This is a genomic window from Vibrio sp. 10N.222.55.C6 (assembly GCF_041473395.1).
Taxonomy (GTDB): domain Bacteria; phylum Pseudomonadota; class Gammaproteobacteria; order Enterobacterales; family Vibrionaceae; genus Vibrio; species Vibrio crassostreae_C.
The window spans coordinates 134,150-151,639 of record NZ_JBFRSD010000028.1; the positions used below are offsets into that span (position 1 = coordinate 134,150).

Here is a 17,490-nt window from a genome sequence, read left to right on the forward strand (position 1 = left end):
TCCGTATTATGACTGAACAATATAATGCAAAAGACCTCGAGGTACTTGAAGGTCTCGACCCTGTGCGACACCGCCCGGGAATGTATACCGAGACAGAAAGACCTAACCACCTTGCCCAAGAAGTCATTGATAACTCGGTCGATGAAGCACTAGCGGGACACGCTAAGAAGATCAAAGTGGTACTTCATGCAGACCAATCGTTAGAAGTTACCGATGACGGCCGTGGTATGCCTGTCGATATCCACCCTGAAAAAGGGATCTCAGGTGTTGAGCTGATTTTAACTAAGCTCCACTCTGGCGGTAAATTCTCGAATAACAACTATAAGTTCTCTGGTGGTCTGCACGGTGTAGGTATCTCGGTTGTAAACGCGCTGTCAAAACGTGTTGAAGTGACCGTACGCCGAGAAGGTCAGGTTCACGAGATCGCACTTGAAGGCGGTCATGCAGTAACAGAGCTTACTGTGACGGGCACTTGTGGTCATCGTAACAGTGGTACATCAGTACATTTCTGGCCTGATCCTAAGTACTTCGATAGCCCTAAATTCTCGACACTTCGTCTGATTAACAACCTACGTGCAAAAGCAGTGCTTTGCCCAGGTTTAGAAATTACCTTTATCGACAAAGTCGGTGGCGAAGAGCATAAATGGTTCTATGAAGATGGCCTAAAAGACTACCTTGCCGAAGGCGTGAAAGGTTACACCTTACTGCCTGAAGAACCGTATGTTGGTGAATTTGTCGCTGAAACAGAAATGGCAAACTGGGCGATCATCTGGCAGCCAGAAGGCGGCGACATGATCACCGAAAGTTACGTGAACTTAGTACCGACTAAACAAGGTGGTACACACGTAAACGGTCTTCGCCAAGGTCTTCTTGATGCAATGCGTGAGTTCTGTGAATTCCGTAATTTGCTGCCGCGTGGCGTTAAGCTAACGGGCGACGATATCTTCGATCGCTGTTCGTACGTACTGTCGGTGAAGATGCAAGATCCGCAGTTTGCTGGTCAAACAAAAGAGCGCTTGTCTTCACGTCAAACTGCTGCGTTTGTGTCTGGTGTGGTAAAAGATGCGTTTAGCCTGTGGTTGAACGAAAAGCCACAACTGGCAGAACAGCTAGCAGAAGCTTGTATTGCGAATGCCCACCGCCGTATGCGCGCAAGCAAAAAGGTTGTGCGTAAGAAAATCGCTTCAGGTCCAGCACTGCCGGGTAAGCTAACTGACTGTTCAGTTCAAGACTTAAGCCGTACCGAAATCTTCTTCGTGGAAGGGGACTCGGCGGGTGGTTCTGCTAAACAAGCACGTGATCGTGAGTTCCAAGCAGTTATGCCACTTCGCGGTAAGATCCTAAATACATGGGAAGTGTCAGCAGACCAAGTATTGGCTTCGCAAGAAGTGCACGACATCTCGGTGGCTCTAGGCATCGACCCGGACAACGATGATTTATCCGGCCTGCGTTACGGTAAGATCTGTATCCTTGCCGATGCGGACTCGGATGGTCTTCATATCGCGACACTGCTGTGTGCTTTGTTTACTCGCCATTTCCATGCATTAGTTGAAGCGGGTCATATCTATGTGGCAATGCCTCCTCTGTATCGTATCGATTGCGGTAAAGAAGTGTTCTACGCACTCGATGACGCAGAGAAAGACGGTGTGCTTGAGCGACTATCGCAGAAGAAAGCCAAGATCAACGTGCAACGATTCAAAGGTCTGGGTGAAATGAACCCACTTCAGTTGCGTGAAACCACCATGGATCCAAACACTCGTCGCCTTGTGCAGTTAACGATTGATGACAGCGAAGCAACCAACGAGATGATGGACATGCTGCTTGGTAAGAAACGTGCAGATGATCGCCGTACATGGCTACAGACTAACGGTGATATGGCCGAGGTATAATGGATGTCTAACGAAATTACATATGATGGCGTTGAACAGCTGCCAATGCGCAAGTTCACCGAAGATGCCTACTTAAATTACTCAATGTACGTGATCATGGATCGTGCATTGCCGTATATCGGTGATGGCTTGAAGCCAGTACAGCGTCGTATTATCTACGCGATGTCTGAGCTAGGCTTATCGGCTGCATCGAAATACAAAAAATCAGCACGTACCGTTGGTGACGTATTGGGTAAGTATCACCCACACGGTGACTCTGCTTGTTACGAAGCGATGGTATTGATGGCGCAGCCTTTCTCTTACCGCTACCCATTGGTAGATGGTCAAGGTAACTGGGGTGCACCTGATGATCCGAAATCGTTCGCTGCGATGCGTTATACCGAAGCGAAATTATCTAAGTTTGCTGAGGTTCTTCTAGGTGAACTAGGTCAAGGCACTGTTGACTGGCAACCAAACTTTGATGGCACCATGAAAGAGCCTCAAATGTTGCCAGCTCGTTTGCCTCATATCTTGCTTAACGGTATCACTGGTATCGCGGTAGGTATGGCGACCGATATTCCACCACACAACGTGCGTGAAGTCGCGAATGCAGCCATTCACCTAATTGATACGCCTAAGTCTGAGCTTTCAGACGTGATGGGTTTCATTCAAGGTCCAGATTACCCGACTGAAGCTGAGATTATCTCCCCGAAATCGGACATCGAAAAGATCTACCGTACTGGACGTGGCAGCATCAAGATGCGCGCGGTTTGGCACAAGGAAGGCTCTGATATTGTTATCACGGCTTTACCTCATCAAGTGTCAGGTGCGAAGTTACTTGAGCAAATCGCTAACCAGATGCGCGCTAAGAAGCTGCCAATGGTTGACGACTTGCGAGATGAATCGGATCACGAGAACCCAACGCGTATCGTTGTCGTTCCTCGTTCGAATCGTATCGACTGTGACCAATTGATGAGTCACCTGTTCGCGTCGACGGATCTAGAGAAAAACTTCCGCGTTAACTTGAACATGATTGGTTTAGATAATCGTCCTCAAGTTAAAGGCTTAGTTCAAATCCTGAAAGAGTGGATCGAGTTCCGTCGCACAACGGTTCGCCGTCGTTTGCAGTACCGTTTAGATAAAGTACTGGCACGCTTGCACATCTTAGAAGGTTTGCTTGCTGCTTATCTTAATATCGATGAAGTGATTGAGATCATTCGTACAGAAGACGAACCATGTCCTGTCCTAATGAGCCGTTTCAACATTTCTGAAATTCAAGCCAATGCGATTCTTGATATTAAACTTCGTAACTTAGCTAAGTTAGAAGAGTTTAAAATCCGAGCGGAACAAGAAGAGCTTGAAGCTGAACGTGAGAAGCTTGAAAAGCTACTCGGTTCAGAGCGTCGCTTGAATACGCTGATCAAGAAAGAAATCCAAGCAGATGCGGATAAATACGGCGATGATCGTCGTTCACCTCTGATTGAGCGCGCTGAAGCGAAAGCGCTAACAGAGCGCGACTTAGTACCAAGCGAACCAATCACGGTTGTGTTGTCTGAGAAAGGTTGGATTCGTCATGCCAAGGGGCATGAAGTTGACGCTGAAGGTTTGAACTACAAATCGGGTGATAAATTCTTAGCGAGTGCTAAGGGTAAGAGTAACCAACAAGCGGTGTTCCTCGGCAGTGATGGTCGAAGCTACTCCCTTGAGTCACATTCATTACCGTCGGCGCGAAGCCAAGGTGAGCCAATTACAGGCCGCTTGAACGTCAGCCCAGGTACTTCTATTCGCCAAGTGGTGATGGGAGAGAATGAACAATTATGGTTAGTCGGTTCTGATGCAGGTTATGGTTTTGTTTGTAAGGGTAGCGATCTGCTGTCCAAGAACAAGAGCGGTAAAGCCTTGGTTAACTTGCCACAAGCTTCTGAAGTGATGATGCCAAGCCCTATTGCTGACTTGGACAGTAATCAGATTCTGGCGATTACTAACCAAGGTCGTATGTTGTTGTTCCCGATTAAAGATCTCCCTCAGCTGAGCAAAGGTAAAGGCAACAAGATCATCAACATCCCTTCTGCGAAAGCAAAAGAGCGTGAAGAGTTTGTCTCACATCTTATGGCTATACCAGAGAATGCGACGCTGACTATCTACGCCGGTAAACGTAAGCTTGGTTTGAAACCTGCGGATCTTGAAAACTTCCGTGGTGAACGTGGTCGTCGTGGTGGTCTACTGCCTAGAGGACTACAGCGAGTGACTCGCATCGATATCGAAGAGCAAAGTGAATCGTAGAGATACTTGAAACAATCTTTAGATAAAAGAAAACCCAGCCTATGAGCTGGGTTTTTTGTACTTGTGTATTAGCAGCTTGAATCATTGCTTACAGAGTTTGCTCTACAGGCGAGTATCTTCGGCGATGGTCACCTTTAAGGTTTTGCTTTCACCTTGGCGCAATATACCCACATCGATAACTGTACCAGGTCGCAGGTCGGTAACGATGTCCATTACACTCTGGCGACCATTTACTTGGTTATCGTTGATACTGACAATAATGTCTTGAGCTTCAAAACCCGCATCGGCAGCCGGACCATTAGGGTCTATCCCCAACACAACGATCCCGCCGATATTCTTAGTACCCAACATGCGTGAGGTGACTGAGTTGATGTCTTGTCCATCGATACCAATATAGCCACGAATCACACGACCATCGGCGATGATCTTTTCCATGATTTTATTAGCAAGCGGATAGGGGATAGCGAATGAGATCCCATAGGTTTCCATGTCGGTAGCTTGCTGGAAAGAGGCGGTATTGATACCGACTAGCTCACCTTGTGAGTTCACCAGTGCGCCACCTGAGTTACCTTCATTGATTGCCGCATCGGTCTGGATAAAGGCTTGATGGCCATCGGCACTGATCGAAGAACGGCCGGTTGCAGAGATGATACCAAAGGTTGTTGTTTGACCTAGGTTGTATGGGTTACCGATAGCCAGTACAACATCACCGACATTGGCTTTGTAATTAGGATTGAGTGGGATCACCGGTAGATTATCACCGCTGACTCTAAGTATCGCGATATCGGTGCGTTTGTCTGAACCGACAAGTTGCGCAGCTGCTACTCGGCCATCTTGAAGTGCCACAACTATTTGGTCTGCTTGAGCCACCACATGGAAGTTGGTAATGATGTAGCCTTTCTCGCTAACAATCACCCCAGAGCCCAAACCTTGTGTGAGCAGTTTGTTTCGATCGCTTTCAGCGTATTTACGGCTATAAATGTTAACCACTGCAGGCGCCGCGCGGCGAACTGCTTGGTTAAATGAAATCTGAAGAGAGCCAATATTATCGACTTTAGGGCTAGTGACGTCAGCGACAATCGCTGGTCTTAAGCTCGGGAAGGCGAGAAGAATAAGCGCCGCTGAAACGAGTCCAAGGGAAATAGAACGAAATAGAAAGGACAGCATGTTTCCCTCTTCAACAAGTAAGGTGTGAAGCCTCCATCAATGGATGACTGATTTGATTACAAGTGAAGCATAGCATTTTGATTGATCTAAAGAAAAGGGAGACTGAGTAAGTTTAAAGCAAACTTACTGAGCCTCCCTGTAATTGCGCTGACGTAAGACTATCGAATCACAAGATAGATAGTTCGGTCGCCTCGCTGGATATTAAGCGCCAGTACACCAGGTTGTTTTTCAAGAATCTCTCTAAACTCAGCAAGGTTCTTAACGGGCTGGCGGTTTACTCCGATGATGATGTCATCTTTCAGGAGTTGATAGGCTTCGGCTGGTGAACCTTGAGCAACATTCGATACCTTGACGCCCGTTGCAGAGTCACTCTCTGTTGTGTTGGTTAACTCAGCACCAGCTAGTCCTTCATGGAGCTTCTCAGCTTGTGTTTTATTATTGGTGGATTCACCAAGCGTCACATCAAAGGTTTTGCTCTTACCGTCACGAACCACACCCAGTTCAATCTGCTTACCAGCGCCGAGTGTTGCGACCTTAGCTCTTAACTCGCTGAAGGTATCAATGCGTTTGCCATTAATAGAGACAATAATATCGCCCGCTTTCAGTCCTGCTTTATCGGCTGCGCTGTCAGGGACGATTTGGCTAACAAAGGCGCCCTTGCTTGATTCATAACCGAGTGCTTCTGCCAATTCAGAGGTCACTTCTCCGCCTTGAACGCCAAGCATGCCGCGTTTTACTTCACCGAAGTCGAGAATTTGTTCTGTCAGGTTTGTCATCATATTAGAAGGGATTGCAAAGCCGATACCGACATTACCTCCGTTAGGGCCAAGAATGGCGGTGTTGATACCAATTAGCTCACCGTTAAGGTTCACTAGCGCACCACCAGAGTTGCCGCTGTTGATTGCTGCATCGGTTTGAATGAAGTTTTCAAAGTTTTCTAGATTCAGGCCGCTACGGCCGAGTGCAGAAACAATACCGGATGTCACGGTTTGCCCAAGTCCGAATGGGTTACCGATCGCGACACTAAAATCACCAACTCTTAGTTTGTCTGAGTCTGCGACTTTTATCTGGGTCAGGTTTTTGGCTTCTTCTAATTTTAGCAGTGCGATATCAGACATCTGGTCGCCGCCGATTAGCTCAGCATCGTACTCTCGACCATCATGCAGTTTTACTTTGATATCGTCCGCACCATTAATGACATGGTAATTGGTCACGATATGACCTTTCTCGGCGTCAATGATGACACCAGAGCCTAATCCGCGGAAGGGACGCTCTCGTGTTTGTTCTGGACCAAAAAAGAATTGAAATTGTTCAGGGATTTGCTGACGTTGTACCTGTTTGCCTTCTACGGCAATACTAACCACAGCGGGGGTCACTTGTTCAAGCATAGGAGCAAGGCTCGGTAATTGTTCATTACCCACACTTAATGGCAGTGCGGCTGTTGCTTTAATGGGGGTGATGATTGAACTTAAGCTTAAAGTTAGCACTGATAAAGCAAGCAAAGGTTTTTTCATCATAAACTCCTCTCTAGTTAAGGTCTTAACCCTCTTATACGTTTAATAAGTATGATAAGTTTCAAATGACCTGAGTGAAAGTTATGACTCAAAAACCTTTGTAAAGTTCACAGAAGTGTTAAATGTTTACGATGCTTTTGCTGTAACAACATCGGGAGCATTCATGATTTCTTTCTTCTGCTCTGTAAATAAACCGGTTGCGCCATTAGCGTAATCTTTCGGTTGTTCCTCAAGTGTCGCCTCTTTTACTGAAGGCTTCTCTTGTGGCTTGTCCGAATGGGCAGCGGCTGTTTTCACAAACGGGTTATCTTGCTCTGGCAGGTTAGGAATCAGCTCTGAGCTTGTTTTTTCCATGTGTTGGTACAGTTTTGTGTAGTCTTTACCTAATGTGTCCAACATTTCTGCTGATTTCGCAAAGTGATCAGCCAGCTCTTGTCGCTGCTGCTCAAGGGCAAACTTTGCGCTATCCAATTCTTTCTGTACGTTCTTTTGTTTTTTGTATTCAGGTGTCATGAGACGAGAAATAGCGACCCCTAAAATAACTCCGACTAGTAAACCGGCAACGGCATACATCCAAGGCATAACAGCTCCTTATTATTGTTTTTTAACATGTTTGTTACTGCTTAGTTACACGTGATACGGCTCCATGGTACTATGAGAAAGCCGCAGTATAAAGAGAAATGCGTGTGCGCTAGTTAGCAGTTTGATGCTGCATTATTCACCACATCACGTTATTCCTCGTACTGTTTGGGCTCATTTTTAGTTGTTGTCTGATATTGCTTTCATTGTGGAAATGTCGTCATGAATCCCATTAAAAAATACGAACAAGATATAAAAGAACATGGATTTCAAAGAGATCCAGCACAAGAGCAAGCCGTAAAATCTTTAGATGAACTCTTTCATCAATTTCAAGATTACATGAATACGCCCATTCCTCAACTGACTCGCTTCCAGAAATTACTAGGCAAAAAGCCAGAACTGCCACAACCACCGAAAGGTCTCTATTTTTGGGGTGGCGTAGGGCGAGGAAAAACGTACCTAATGGATACGTTCTATGATGCCTTACCGACCACTAAAAAAATGCGTGTTCACTTTCACCGCTTTATGTATCGAGTTCATGATGAGCTAAAGGCGCTAGGTAATGTGAGTGATCCATTGCCTTTAGTCGCAGACAAGTTGAAGGAAGAAGCGGACATTATCTGTTTCGACGAATTCTTTGTTTCAGACATCACCGATGCGATGATCCTAGGAACCTTGTTCCAAGAGTTATTCGCTCGAAACGCTATCTTGGTTGCGACCTCTAATATTCCACCTGCGGATCTGTATCGCAACGGGTTACAGCGAGCGCGTTTCTTACCTGCCATCAAGCTCATTCAAGACAACTGTCATATCCTTAATGTCGATAGTGGTATTGACTATCGTCTACGTACCTTAGAACAGGCTGAGATTTACCATTACCCGCTAGATAGCCAAGCGAATATTAATCTCGAAAAGTATTACGCTCAGCTCGTTGGTGAAGATAAAGAGAAGCTTAAGCAGATAGAGGTTAACCACCGTCAATTAGATGTAGTCGAAGCGAGTGATGGCGTACTGCATGGTACCTTTGCTCAGCTTTGTCAGTCGGCTCGTAGCCAGAACGACTATATTGAGTTGTCTCGGGTTTATCACACAGTTCTATTGGCGGATGTATTGCAAATGGGCGCGACTTCAGATGACGCTGCGAGGCGCTTCATTGCATTAGTTGATGAGTTCTACGAGCGCAATGTGAAGCTGATTATTTCAGCGGAAGTGGAGCTAGAAAAGCTATACACCCATGGTCAGCTAGAGTTTGAATTTAAACGTTGTCAGTCGCGTTTAATTGAAATGCAGAGCCATGAATATTTGGCAAAAGAACACTTAAGTTAGCTTTGATTATCTCGAATAAGAAATAGAATTAAAAAAATCGTGATTTTGTTCAAAAAGAGGTGATTTTTTCTTCGCTCTTCTCTATAATCCTGCGACCTACCGTTACTGCGGGCCTCTAGCGATGAGTAAAATCACGTTATGCCAAGAGTTTTCCAACACTCGAAGGGGTGATGAATGGTAACTCTTAGACAGTGGGAATACGCGAGTATTCCTTAAGTGTAAATTTTTTAAATAGGTAATTATTAGCATGAAAACTTTCGTTGCTAAACCAGAAACTGTAAAACGCGACTGGTATGTTGTAGACGCTGAAGGCAAAACTCTTGGCCGTCTAGCAAGTGAAATCGCTTCTCGCCTACGCGGCAAGCACAAAGCAGAATACACTCCTCACGTAGACACTGGTGATTACATCATCGTTGTTAACGCTGAGAAAGTTGCTGTAACTGGTAACAAAGCTAAGGGTAAGGTTTACTACCGTCACTCTGAGTTCCCAGGTGGTCTTAAAACTATCACTTTTGAAAAGCTAATTGCTAAGAAACCAGAAATGGTTCTAGAACTAGCAGTTAAAGGTATGCTTCCACGTGGTCCTCTAGGCCGCGCGATGTACCGTAAGCTTAAAGTGTACGCTGGTACTGAGCACAACCATGTTGCTCAACAGCCACAAGTACTAGACATCTAAGGGGATTATGAAAATGGCAGAGAATCAATACTACGGCACTGGTCGTCGCAAAAGCTCAGCAGCTCGTGTTTTCATCAAACCAGGCTCTGGTGAGATCGTAATCAACAAGCGCAGCCTTGATGTTTACTTCGGTCGTCCAACTTCTCGTATGGTTGTTAAGCAACCTCTTGAGCTAGTTGAACTAACTGAGAAACTTGACCTTTACATCACTGTTTCTGGTGGTGGTATTTCTGGTCAAGCTGGCGCAATCCGCCACGGTATCACTCGCGCTCTTATGGAGTACGATGAAACTCTACGTCCTGCTCTACGTGCAGCTGGCTACGTTACTCGTGACGCTCGTTGCGTTGAACGTAAGAAAGTTGGTCTACGTAAAGCACGTCGTAAACCTCAATTCTCTAAGCGTTAATTTTTCTTTACGAAAAAGTACACGCTCCCAGTTTTACGACTGGAATTGTGGTTCAAAGCTCGGCTATATGCCGGGCTTTTTGTTTTTATACCCCCTCTAAACGCTTTCCCTCCCTCGTTTTATTTCCAAATTCTTATATTTAGAAAGCTTTTGTAACCCAATGTGCGCTTTGCCTCATGATTGTTACAAAAAGGTAGCTTTATCTTGTCAAAAAGTAGGGTTTTATTTATCATTTGCCGTCAATAAATAGAACTAAATACATATTTTGTTAGCCATGCTCTTTAATCGGAATTATTTCAATCCACAAGGAGCAAATGGGAGAATGTTTGGATGAGCAACGCGCCTTTAAATAACGGTCGCAGGCGTTTCTTAACCGCAACAACAGCCGTTGTTGGTGGTTTAGGAGCAGCTGCTGTAGCCGTGCCTTTTATTAAATCATGGAATCCGAGTGCCAAGGCGAAAGCTGCGGGCGCGCCGGTGGAAGTGGAAGTCAGTAAGTTAGAACCGGGACAAATGGTTCGTGTCGAGTGGCAAGGTAAACCTGTATGGGTTGTACGCCGTGCTGAGTCGGTACTAGAAAACCTAAAATCGATCGGTGGTCAACTTCGTGACCCTCAATCTGAAGCTGAACAACAACCAGAATACGCACAGAACGAGTTCCGTTCAATTAAGCCGGAATTCTTCGTTGCTGTTGGTTTCTGTACGCACTTAGGTTGTTCTCCAACTTACCTGCCGGATTCTTTTGCAGAACAAGTTCAGGGTGTTAAGTCTGGTTTCTTCTGTCCTTGTCATGGTTCAAAGTTTGATATGGCAGGTCGAGTATTCCAAGGCGTACCAGCTCCATTGAATCTTGTTGTACCAAAGCATATGTATTTGAGTGACACTAAGATCATGATCGGTGTGGACGAGGGAGACGCGTAATGCAAGGATTGCTTGATTGGGTAGAGAAACGTCTACCCGCGATGAATGCGTATAAAAAGCATTTATCTGAATACCCAATGCCTAAGAACTTTAACTTTTGGTACCTTTTCGGTTCTTTGGCAATGTTGGTATTGGTTAACCAAATCCTTACGGGTATTTGGCTAACAATGAACTACGTACCGTCAGGTGAGGGTGCATTTGCTTCTGTTGAATACATCATGCGTGATGTGGAATACGGTTGGCTACTACGTTACATGCACTCAACAGGTGCTTCGGCATTCTTCGTTGTTATCTACCTGCACATGTTCCGTGGCCTAATCTATGGTTCTTACCAAAAGCCTCGTGAGCTACTTTGGATCTTCGGTATGTTGATCTTCTTAGTGCTTATGGCTGAGGCTTTCATGGGTTACCTACTACCATGGGGTCAAATGTCTTACTGGGGTGCTCAGGTAATCATTTCTCTGTTTGGTGCGATCCCTGTTATCGGTGATGACCTAACGCTTTGGATCCGTGGTGACTACATCATCTCTGGTGCAACGCTGAACCGTTTCTTCGCACTGCACGTTATCGCTCTACCAATTGTACTTCTGCTGCTTATCGTACTTCACGTACTAGCACTGCACGAAGTGGGTTCGAACAACCCAGACGGTATTGAGACGAAACTTCCTAAAGGCACAATGGGCGACGACTACAAAACGCAGTTCCCATTCCACAAGGATTACACTAAGAAATACGACATCATTGACTCTATTCCTTTCCACCCATACGGGACCGTGAAAGATATGGTTGGTGTGGCCGGTTTCCTATTCTTCTTCTGTTATGTGCTGTTCTTTAACCCAGAGATGGGTGGATTCTTCCTTGAGCCGCCAAACTTTGAAGCTGCTAACCCACTGAAAACACCAGAGCACATCGCTCCGGTATGGTACTTCACGCCGTTTTACGCAATTCTGCGTGCTGTTCCTGATAAGTTGCTAGGTGTTGTAGCAATGGGCGCATCTATTGTTGTGCTATTCCTACTACCATGGTTCGACCGTTGTAAAGTGCGTTCTTACCGTTACCGTAGCAAACTGCATTTGATTAACATCATCCAATTCACAATAAGCTTTATTGCGCTTGGTGTACTTGGTGCGCTTCCAGCAACGCCAACATACACGCTACTGGCTCAAATCTTTAGCTTAGGTTACTTCATGTTCTTCGTTCTACTGTGGTTCTACAGTAAAAATGAAGCGACGAAACCATTACCAGAAAGGGTGACATTCAAATGAAAAAGTGGATTGTAATTTTATTTGCTATGTTGCCGTCACTGGTGATGGCAGCGGGTGCAAACGTACCATTAGACAAAGCGAACAATGATTTAACAGACAAAGCTTCATTGCAAAATGGCGCTAAGATGTTCATGAACTACTGTTTCGCTTGTCACTCAACGCAGTACCAGCGCTATGAACGTGTTGCGAATGATTTAGAGATCCCCGTTGATCTTATGAAGGAAAATCTGATTTTCGACCCTGAAGCGAAAATCGGTGACTTGATGGTTAATGCTATGCCTTCTGATCAAGCGGCAAGTTGGTTTGGTGCTCCGCCACCAGACCTAACATTGGTTGCTCGTGTTCGTGGCGCAGACTGGCTGTACACTTACCTTCGTACTTTCTATGAAGATCCGTCTCGTCCATTTGGCGTGAACAACATTGTTTTCCCAAGCGTTGGTATGCCGCACGTTCTTGAAGAACTGCAAGGTATCCCAACACCAATCTACGATACTCATATGGTAGATGGCGAGGAAGTGACGGTTGTTGTTGGCACTGAGACTGACGGCTCTGGCGAATTAAGTGCTGGTGAATACGACGAAGCAGTTCGTGACCTTGTTAACTTTTTGGTTTACTCGGGCGACCCAGTTCAACTTGAGCGTCACGCTATGGGTTGGTGGGTAATGGCCTTCTTAGTAATCTTCACTATCATCGTGATTTTGCTGAAGAAAGAGTATTGGCGTGATGTGCACTAATTGTGCTATAATACAGTGCTAATTCCCAAATTATGTTAATGTTCAATGGAGGCTTTAGGCCTCCATTGTTTTTATTTAAAGTGTACTGGAGGGCTCCATGGCTGTAGCTGCCAATAAACGTTCTGTAATGACTCTTTTCTCAAGTGCTTCTGATATGTATAGCCATCAGGTGCGCATTGTTCTTGCTGAAAAAGGCGTAAGTGTTGAAGTTGAGTTGGTTGATGAAAAAAATCTACCAGCAGAGCTTGTTGAACTGAACCCGTACAAATCAGTACCTACTCTTATTGATCGTGAGCTTGCTTTATATGACTCAAAGATCATTATGGAGTACTTAGATGAGCGTTTCCCTCATCCACCGTTGATGCCTGTATACCCGGTTGCTCGTGGTAATAGTCGTCTAATGATGTACCGCATTGAGCGTAACTGGTATTCAGTTGCAGAGAAGATCGTTAAAGGCAACGCTGAAGAATCTGAAGCAGCTCGCGTTAAACTGCGCAACGACCTACTAACTCTTGCTCCTATCTTCGCTGAGTATGAATACTTCATGAGCGAAGAATTTAGCCTAATTGATTGTTACCTAGCTCCGCTACTATGGCGTTTACCTGAGCTTGGTATCGAATTAATTGGCCCTGGTTCTAAAGAGCTTAAGATTTACATGAACCGCGTATTCGAACGTGATTCATTCCTAGCTTCTCTAACTGAAGCTGAGCGTGAGATGCGACTCGTTCGCTAAGCGTTTATGGATATTTCAAATATGACTCCACGCCGACCATATATGCTTCGTGCATTTTATGAATGGCTGGTTGATAACGAATTAACTCCACACCTTGTTGTTGAAGCAACATTACCGGGTGTAAGAGTTCCAGAAGAGTTTGTTCAAGATGGTCAGATCATTCTGAACATCGCACCTCGTGCGGTTGGACAACTTGAACTGGGTAACGAAGCTGTGACGTTTAGTGCTCGCTTTAGTGGTCGTCCACACTCTGTGATCGTGCCGCTTTACGCAGTACAAGCGATTTATGCTCGTGAAAATGGTGCTGGTACCATGTTTGAACCTGAAGAGGCTTACATGGAATCTTTTGAAGAAGGGATTGAAGAAAGTCCTTTTGAAGAACAAGAGAAAGGCCCATCTTTGAGCGTAGCAACGGCAGACGTAGATGCTGAAGAGCCTGACTCAGATCCTGAGCCTCCTCGTCCAGCAAAAGGTCGCCCAAGCCTTCGTGTTATCAAATAGCGTTAGCTAAATAACGACTCAAATAAAAAAGCAGCGACTCGTCGCTGCTTTTTCTTTTCTGCTAAATAGCATTTAGTTGGCTTGCTTAAGGCTAGTTAACGGCCGTCTCTTCTTCGCCATATTCAAACGCTCGAATCACCTGCTTTACGCCTGAAACATTACGCGCAACTTCTGTCGCGATATCAGCATGCTCTCTAGATACTAACCCAAGTAAAAACACCTCTGAATCTTCAGTGATGACTTTAACCTTGATGCCGTTGAGATCAGCGTTTGCTAGAAGAGCTGATTTCACCTTGGTAGTAATCCAGCTGTCGTTACTAATAGCACTGATGGTCAATGGCTCTTTTACTCGCACCTGATTATGGATGCTTTCTACGCCTGCCACTTCTTTGGCTTGGTTTTCAAACGCGCGGCGCTCTGAGTCAGTGGTCGCTTGCCCCATCAATACAACTGAACCTCGGTAAGAGCTCGCTGTGATACGAACGTTGCCACGATATGGCTGCTTGTTGGTGATGGCCGCGACTTCAAATTCGATATTGTTATCGTTCCAGATTTGTTTGGTGGTTCGTGTATCAGTGACTAAGTTCGCTGTGGTTGCGGCACCAGCAATGAAAATGCCAGCACAACCAGACAGGGACAGTGTAAGTAGCGAAACACTAATCAGCTTAAACAGCCTCATAGAGGTTAATGATTTCATTGTGATGCTCCGTATATCACTCTTCGTGAGCAGGGAAGAGTACTTGATCGATTAGGTCACATAAGCAATGCAGTGTCACCATGTGTACTTCATGAATGCGTGCTGTACGGTGTGAAGGGATACGAATTTCTACATCGTGTTCGCCAAGTAAGCCTGCCATTTCACCACCATCTTTACCCGTAAAGGCGATGATCGTCATGTCACGTGTTACCGCTGCTTCCATTGCTTTGATGATGTTTTTGCTGTTACCGCTAGTAGAGATAGCCAGTAAAATATCGCCAGTTTGACCAAACGCACGTACCTGCTTAGAGAAAATCTCTTCGTAGTGATAGTCGTTGGCTACTGCCGTTAGCGTGGTGTTGTCTGCTGTGAGAGCCATTGCTGGCAGGCTAGGGCGCTCGGTTTCAAAGCGATTAAGTAGGCACGATACAAATTGCTGAGCATTCGACGCCGAACCACCATTACCACAACAAAGAATTTTGTTTCCGTTAAGCAAGGTCGCAACCATTGCTTGAGCGGCATGCGTAATTGCGTCTGGCAGTGCTTCTGCAGCCGCAATTTGGATCTGAATACTTTCTGTAAAACTTTCTTTAATGCTGTCTAGCATGTTTATCCTTGGGTAATCGCGTTTTGAATCCAGTCGATATTGTCATTCGGCCCTTCTATGGCAACGATATCAAACCTGAAATCTGTAGAGTGCACCGACAAGCCTTGCTGCATAAGCCAAACATTGGCTGTTTTGAGCAGCTTCTGTGACTTCTTTGCTGTCACCATTTCGGCGGCATGTCCGTAGCGGGTTTGCTTGCGGTATTTTACCTCAGCAAACACAACCGTATTGTTATGGCGCATTATAAGATCAATCTCGCCACATTTAGCTATGAAGTTTTCTTGAATTAACGATAATCCGTGGCCAACTAAATAATTTTTAGCCACGGTCTCGTATTTATCACCCACTTGTTTGTGGGTGATTGTTGGTTTGGACAGGAACTTTCGGCTAAAAAGCCCCATGCTCTGCCCAGCTGATTTCACGTTGAACAACACAGTTGTTGTCGATGGTTAACACGCCGGTTTCACCTGGAATGCTGTAATCCTGTACGGCTTTCATCTGTGGCAATGCATCCATTAGGTAGTAGGCATCCATCCCCAGTGCTTGCAGACGTTTTTGGCCGTTTGAATGTGCAGGCCATAGGTCGTTTAGCTCTTTGTTAAGCTCGTTCTTGCTCTCAACCAATAGTGGGATGTCACTGTAGAACACACCCGTTAGATCTTCGTACTGCTTGTCACCGCTATTGCTGCGTGAGTTTGAGAACAAGGCTGGTTGGTCAGCATCTGGGTTAATCGCGACTTCAATGAAAGGCTTAATCAACGTAAGCTCTGAGTTCTTCGCCACAATGTAAACAGAGTCAATATCACGACGGCTGCGCGGTTCAGTTTCTAGGTCTAGGTTAAGTAGCCCATCCATTTGAGCGATACGTTGTTGGCTCTCTTGTAAGCCGAATACCTGATTCACATTGCGCTGAAGTTGGCGTTTGTCAGAGAATAAGGTAATCGCGACTTCGTTGTTGCTGTATTTTTTCCACTCTTTCTCAAACGCTTGCTTAACGCGGTCACCTAAACGCCCTTTTGGCGCCAGAATAAGCGGGTACTTGTAGCCTTGAGCAAAAAGGTGTTTCGCTGCCTGAGCGACTTCTTGCTCTGGCGATAGAGCGAGATAGCAAATATTGGTATCAGGTTCTAGCTGCGTCGGAATATTTAGAGCTAAAGCTGGAATCGAATTTTCGTGGTTTTTCTGCGCTTGCTGAAGCTTGGTAATATTGCTCTTAATCAGCGGGCCAACGATGAAATCTACCTTGTTCTCTTCCAGTGTCGCTTTAATTTCAGCAGCACTTTGAACGTTGGTGTCCATAACCGTTAGCGTTGCGTTTTCTTCGCGCTCTTTGTCATTCATCATCGCAAAGATGAAACCATCACGCACAAGCTGTGCTTGCTTGCCGTACTTACCCGTGAGCGGCAGTAATAGCGCAGTGCTGGTTGGTTTGCTTATCTCTAGCGCCAATATGTCAGTGATCGCCTGAGGTGTGTATATTGCTGCAGGATGACGAGGGTTCTCAGCCAGCCAATCAGACAGAGTTTTCTGTAGGTCTGGAAGGTTAGAGTTCAGCGTCTTCATATAAATAGCCAGCTGTAACCAACCTGCTAGAACGTCTTCTGTCGGAGAAGTCTTAAGTTCTAGAATCTCATATTGAGAGTAGCTATTCAGGTTCTGCCAAATACGGTCGGCAGTTATCTGTTGGCTTTCGTCATCAGCGTCTACGTATTCTGAATAAAGGACTAACTCACGGCTTGCTTCGAAATACTCGCTTTGCATTTCAGAAATGTTAGCGCGTAGCTCGTGATAATCTTTCCACTGCTCGTTCGGAAGCTTCCACCAAGGCTGAAAGTTCAGCTGGCTGTACGCTTGCTGTGGTTGCGAGTTATTCACCAGCAGTTGAGCGCGAGCTAATTGCCATTCCGCTTGTTGCGTCTCGCTCAGCTCTTGTTTGGCTAAGCGCTTGATAAGCAGAGTCGCTTGATCGGTTTTTCCAGCTTGCACAGAAGCCTTAAGTGCCATGATTAACCAGTCGTTTTGTAGACTTCCTTTGCTACTATCCGCCTGCATCATGTAACTTTCAGTTGATTGCGCTGGATCTAGTGTAATATCAACACGCGTTGGTGCTTGAGGACCTGAAGAACAAGCCGCCAATGTAATTGCTAATGCAATTGGAGTTAGTAAGCGTGGTACACTGAGTCTCTTATGGTTCATCGTTGCCATGAGTTCTT

The 17,490-nt window shown here is 45.6% G+C and carries 17 protein-coding genes; 10 read left to right on the forward strand and 7 right to left on the reverse strand.

Annotation, left to right across the window (positions count from 1 at the left end):
* Positions 1-8: 8 nt before the first annotated feature.
* Both parE and parC read left to right on the forward strand, forming a co-directional pair.
* A complete protein-coding gene (parE, locus tag AB4486_RS16305) occupies positions 9-1,889 on the forward strand; it encodes a DNA topoisomerase IV subunit B (protein WP_017061428.1) in 1,881 nt (626 codons plus the stop codon).
* 3 nt (positions 1,890-1,892) lie between these two features.
* Positions 1,893-4,151, forward strand: coding sequence for a DNA topoisomerase IV subunit A (gene parC, locus AB4486_RS16310; RefSeq protein ID WP_017067236.1), 2,259 nt, complete (start codon positions 1,893-1,895; stop codon positions 4,149-4,151).
* Between the two features lie 102 nt (positions 4,152-4,253).
* Here parC and degS read toward each other — a convergent pair whose 3' ends face one another.
* The 3 genes from degS to zapG all read right to left on the reverse strand — a co-directional run bounded on the left by degS (position 4,254) and on the right by zapG (position 7,414).
* Positions 4,254-5,318: an outer membrane-stress sensor serine endopeptidase DegS gene (degS, locus tag AB4486_RS16315; RefSeq protein WP_017061430.1), complete on the reverse strand. Its 1,065-nt coding sequence runs from the start codon at positions 5,316-5,318 to the stop codon at positions 4,254-4,256.
* 158 nt (positions 5,319-5,476) lie between these two features.
* On the reverse strand, positions 5,477-6,832 hold the full coding sequence (locus tag AB4486_RS16320; RefSeq protein WP_017061431.1) for a Do family serine endopeptidase: 1,356 nt from the start codon (positions 6,830-6,832) through the stop codon (positions 5,477-5,479).
* A 126-nt stretch (positions 6,833-6,958) separates the two neighbouring features.
* Entirely contained in the window at positions 6,959-7,414 is a 456-nt protein-coding gene (zapG, locus tag AB4486_RS16325) for a Z-ring associated protein ZapG (RefSeq protein ID WP_017061432.1), read from the reverse strand.
* Between the two features lie 219 nt (positions 7,415-7,633).
* On the opposite strand from zapG, the gene zapE reads away from it, so the two are divergent.
* The 8 genes from zapE to sspB all read left to right on the forward strand — a co-directional run bounded on the left by zapE (position 7,634) and on the right by sspB (position 13,973).
* The gene (gene zapE, locus AB4486_RS16330; protein WP_017061433.1) at positions 7,634-8,737 is read left to right on the forward strand and encodes a cell division protein ZapE; all 1,104 of its coding nucleotides are present in this window, start codon (positions 7,634-7,636) and stop codon (positions 8,735-8,737) included.
* Between the two features lie 247 nt (positions 8,738-8,984).
* Positions 8,985-9,413, forward strand: coding sequence for a 50S ribosomal protein L13 (gene rplM, locus AB4486_RS16335; protein ID WP_010434689.1), 429 nt, complete (start codon positions 8,985-8,987; stop codon positions 9,411-9,413).
* A 13-nt stretch (positions 9,414-9,426) separates the two neighbouring features.
* Complete coding sequence (gene rpsI / locus AB4486_RS16340; RefSeq protein WP_004740758.1) at positions 9,427-9,819, forward strand: 30S ribosomal protein S9; 393 nt, start codon at positions 9,427-9,429, stop codon at positions 9,817-9,819.
* Positions 9,820-10,149: 330 nt separating this feature from the next.
* Positions 10,150-10,740, forward strand: a complete 591-nt coding sequence (gene petA, locus AB4486_RS16345; RefSeq protein ID WP_017061434.1) for a ubiquinol-cytochrome c reductase iron-sulfur subunit — start codon at positions 10,150-10,152, stop codon at positions 10,738-10,740.
* Positions 10,740-12,005 (forward strand): cytochrome bc complex cytochrome b subunit, encoded by a 1,266-nt coding sequence (locus AB4486_RS16350; RefSeq protein ID WP_017061435.1) that lies wholly within the window; start codon positions 10,740-10,742, stop codon positions 12,003-12,005. Before petA ends, AB4486_RS16350 begins: the two co-directional genes overlap by 1 nt.
* A complete protein-coding gene (locus AB4486_RS16355; RefSeq protein ID WP_017061436.1) occupies positions 12,002-12,739 on the forward strand; it encodes a cytochrome c1 in 738 nt (245 codons plus the stop codon). Before AB4486_RS16350 ends, AB4486_RS16355 begins: the two co-directional genes overlap by 4 nt.
* Positions 12,740-12,836: 97 nt before the next feature.
* A complete protein-coding gene (sspA, locus tag AB4486_RS16360) occupies positions 12,837-13,472 on the forward strand; it encodes a stringent starvation protein SspA (protein ID WP_010434700.1) in 636 nt (211 codons plus the stop codon).
* Between the two features lie 6 nt (positions 13,473-13,478).
* Positions 13,479-13,973: a ClpXP protease specificity-enhancing factor gene (sspB, locus tag AB4486_RS16365; RefSeq protein ID WP_017087501.1), complete on the forward strand. Its 495-nt coding sequence runs from the start codon at positions 13,479-13,481 to the stop codon at positions 13,971-13,973.
* A gap of 91 nt (positions 13,974-14,064) precedes the next feature.
* Here the strand turns inward: sspB and AB4486_RS16370 are convergent, their stop codons facing one another.
* The 4 genes from AB4486_RS16370 to AB4486_RS16385 are packed head-to-tail and all read right to left on the reverse strand — an operon-like array spanning position 14,065 to position 17,482.
* On the reverse strand, positions 14,065-14,670 hold the full coding sequence (locus tag AB4486_RS16370) for a BON domain-containing protein (RefSeq protein WP_004729818.1): 606 nt from the start codon (positions 14,668-14,670) through the stop codon (positions 14,065-14,067).
* A gap of 16 nt (positions 14,671-14,686) precedes the next feature.
* Positions 14,687-15,277, reverse strand: a complete 591-nt coding sequence (locus tag AB4486_RS16375; protein ID WP_004729817.1) for a phosphoheptose isomerase — start codon at positions 15,275-15,277, stop codon at positions 14,687-14,689.
* A 2-nt stretch (positions 15,278-15,279) separates the two neighbouring features.
* Entirely contained in the window at positions 15,280-15,678 is a 399-nt protein-coding gene (locus AB4486_RS16380) for a YraN family protein (RefSeq protein WP_017084761.1), read from the reverse strand.
* Positions 15,665-17,482: a penicillin-binding protein activator gene (locus AB4486_RS16385; RefSeq protein ID WP_372117779.1), complete on the reverse strand. Its 1,818-nt coding sequence runs from the start codon at positions 17,480-17,482 to the stop codon at positions 15,665-15,667. The genes AB4486_RS16380 and AB4486_RS16385 overlap by 14 nt, the downstream gene beginning before the upstream one ends.
* Between the last annotated feature and the right edge of the window lie 8 nt (positions 17,483-17,490).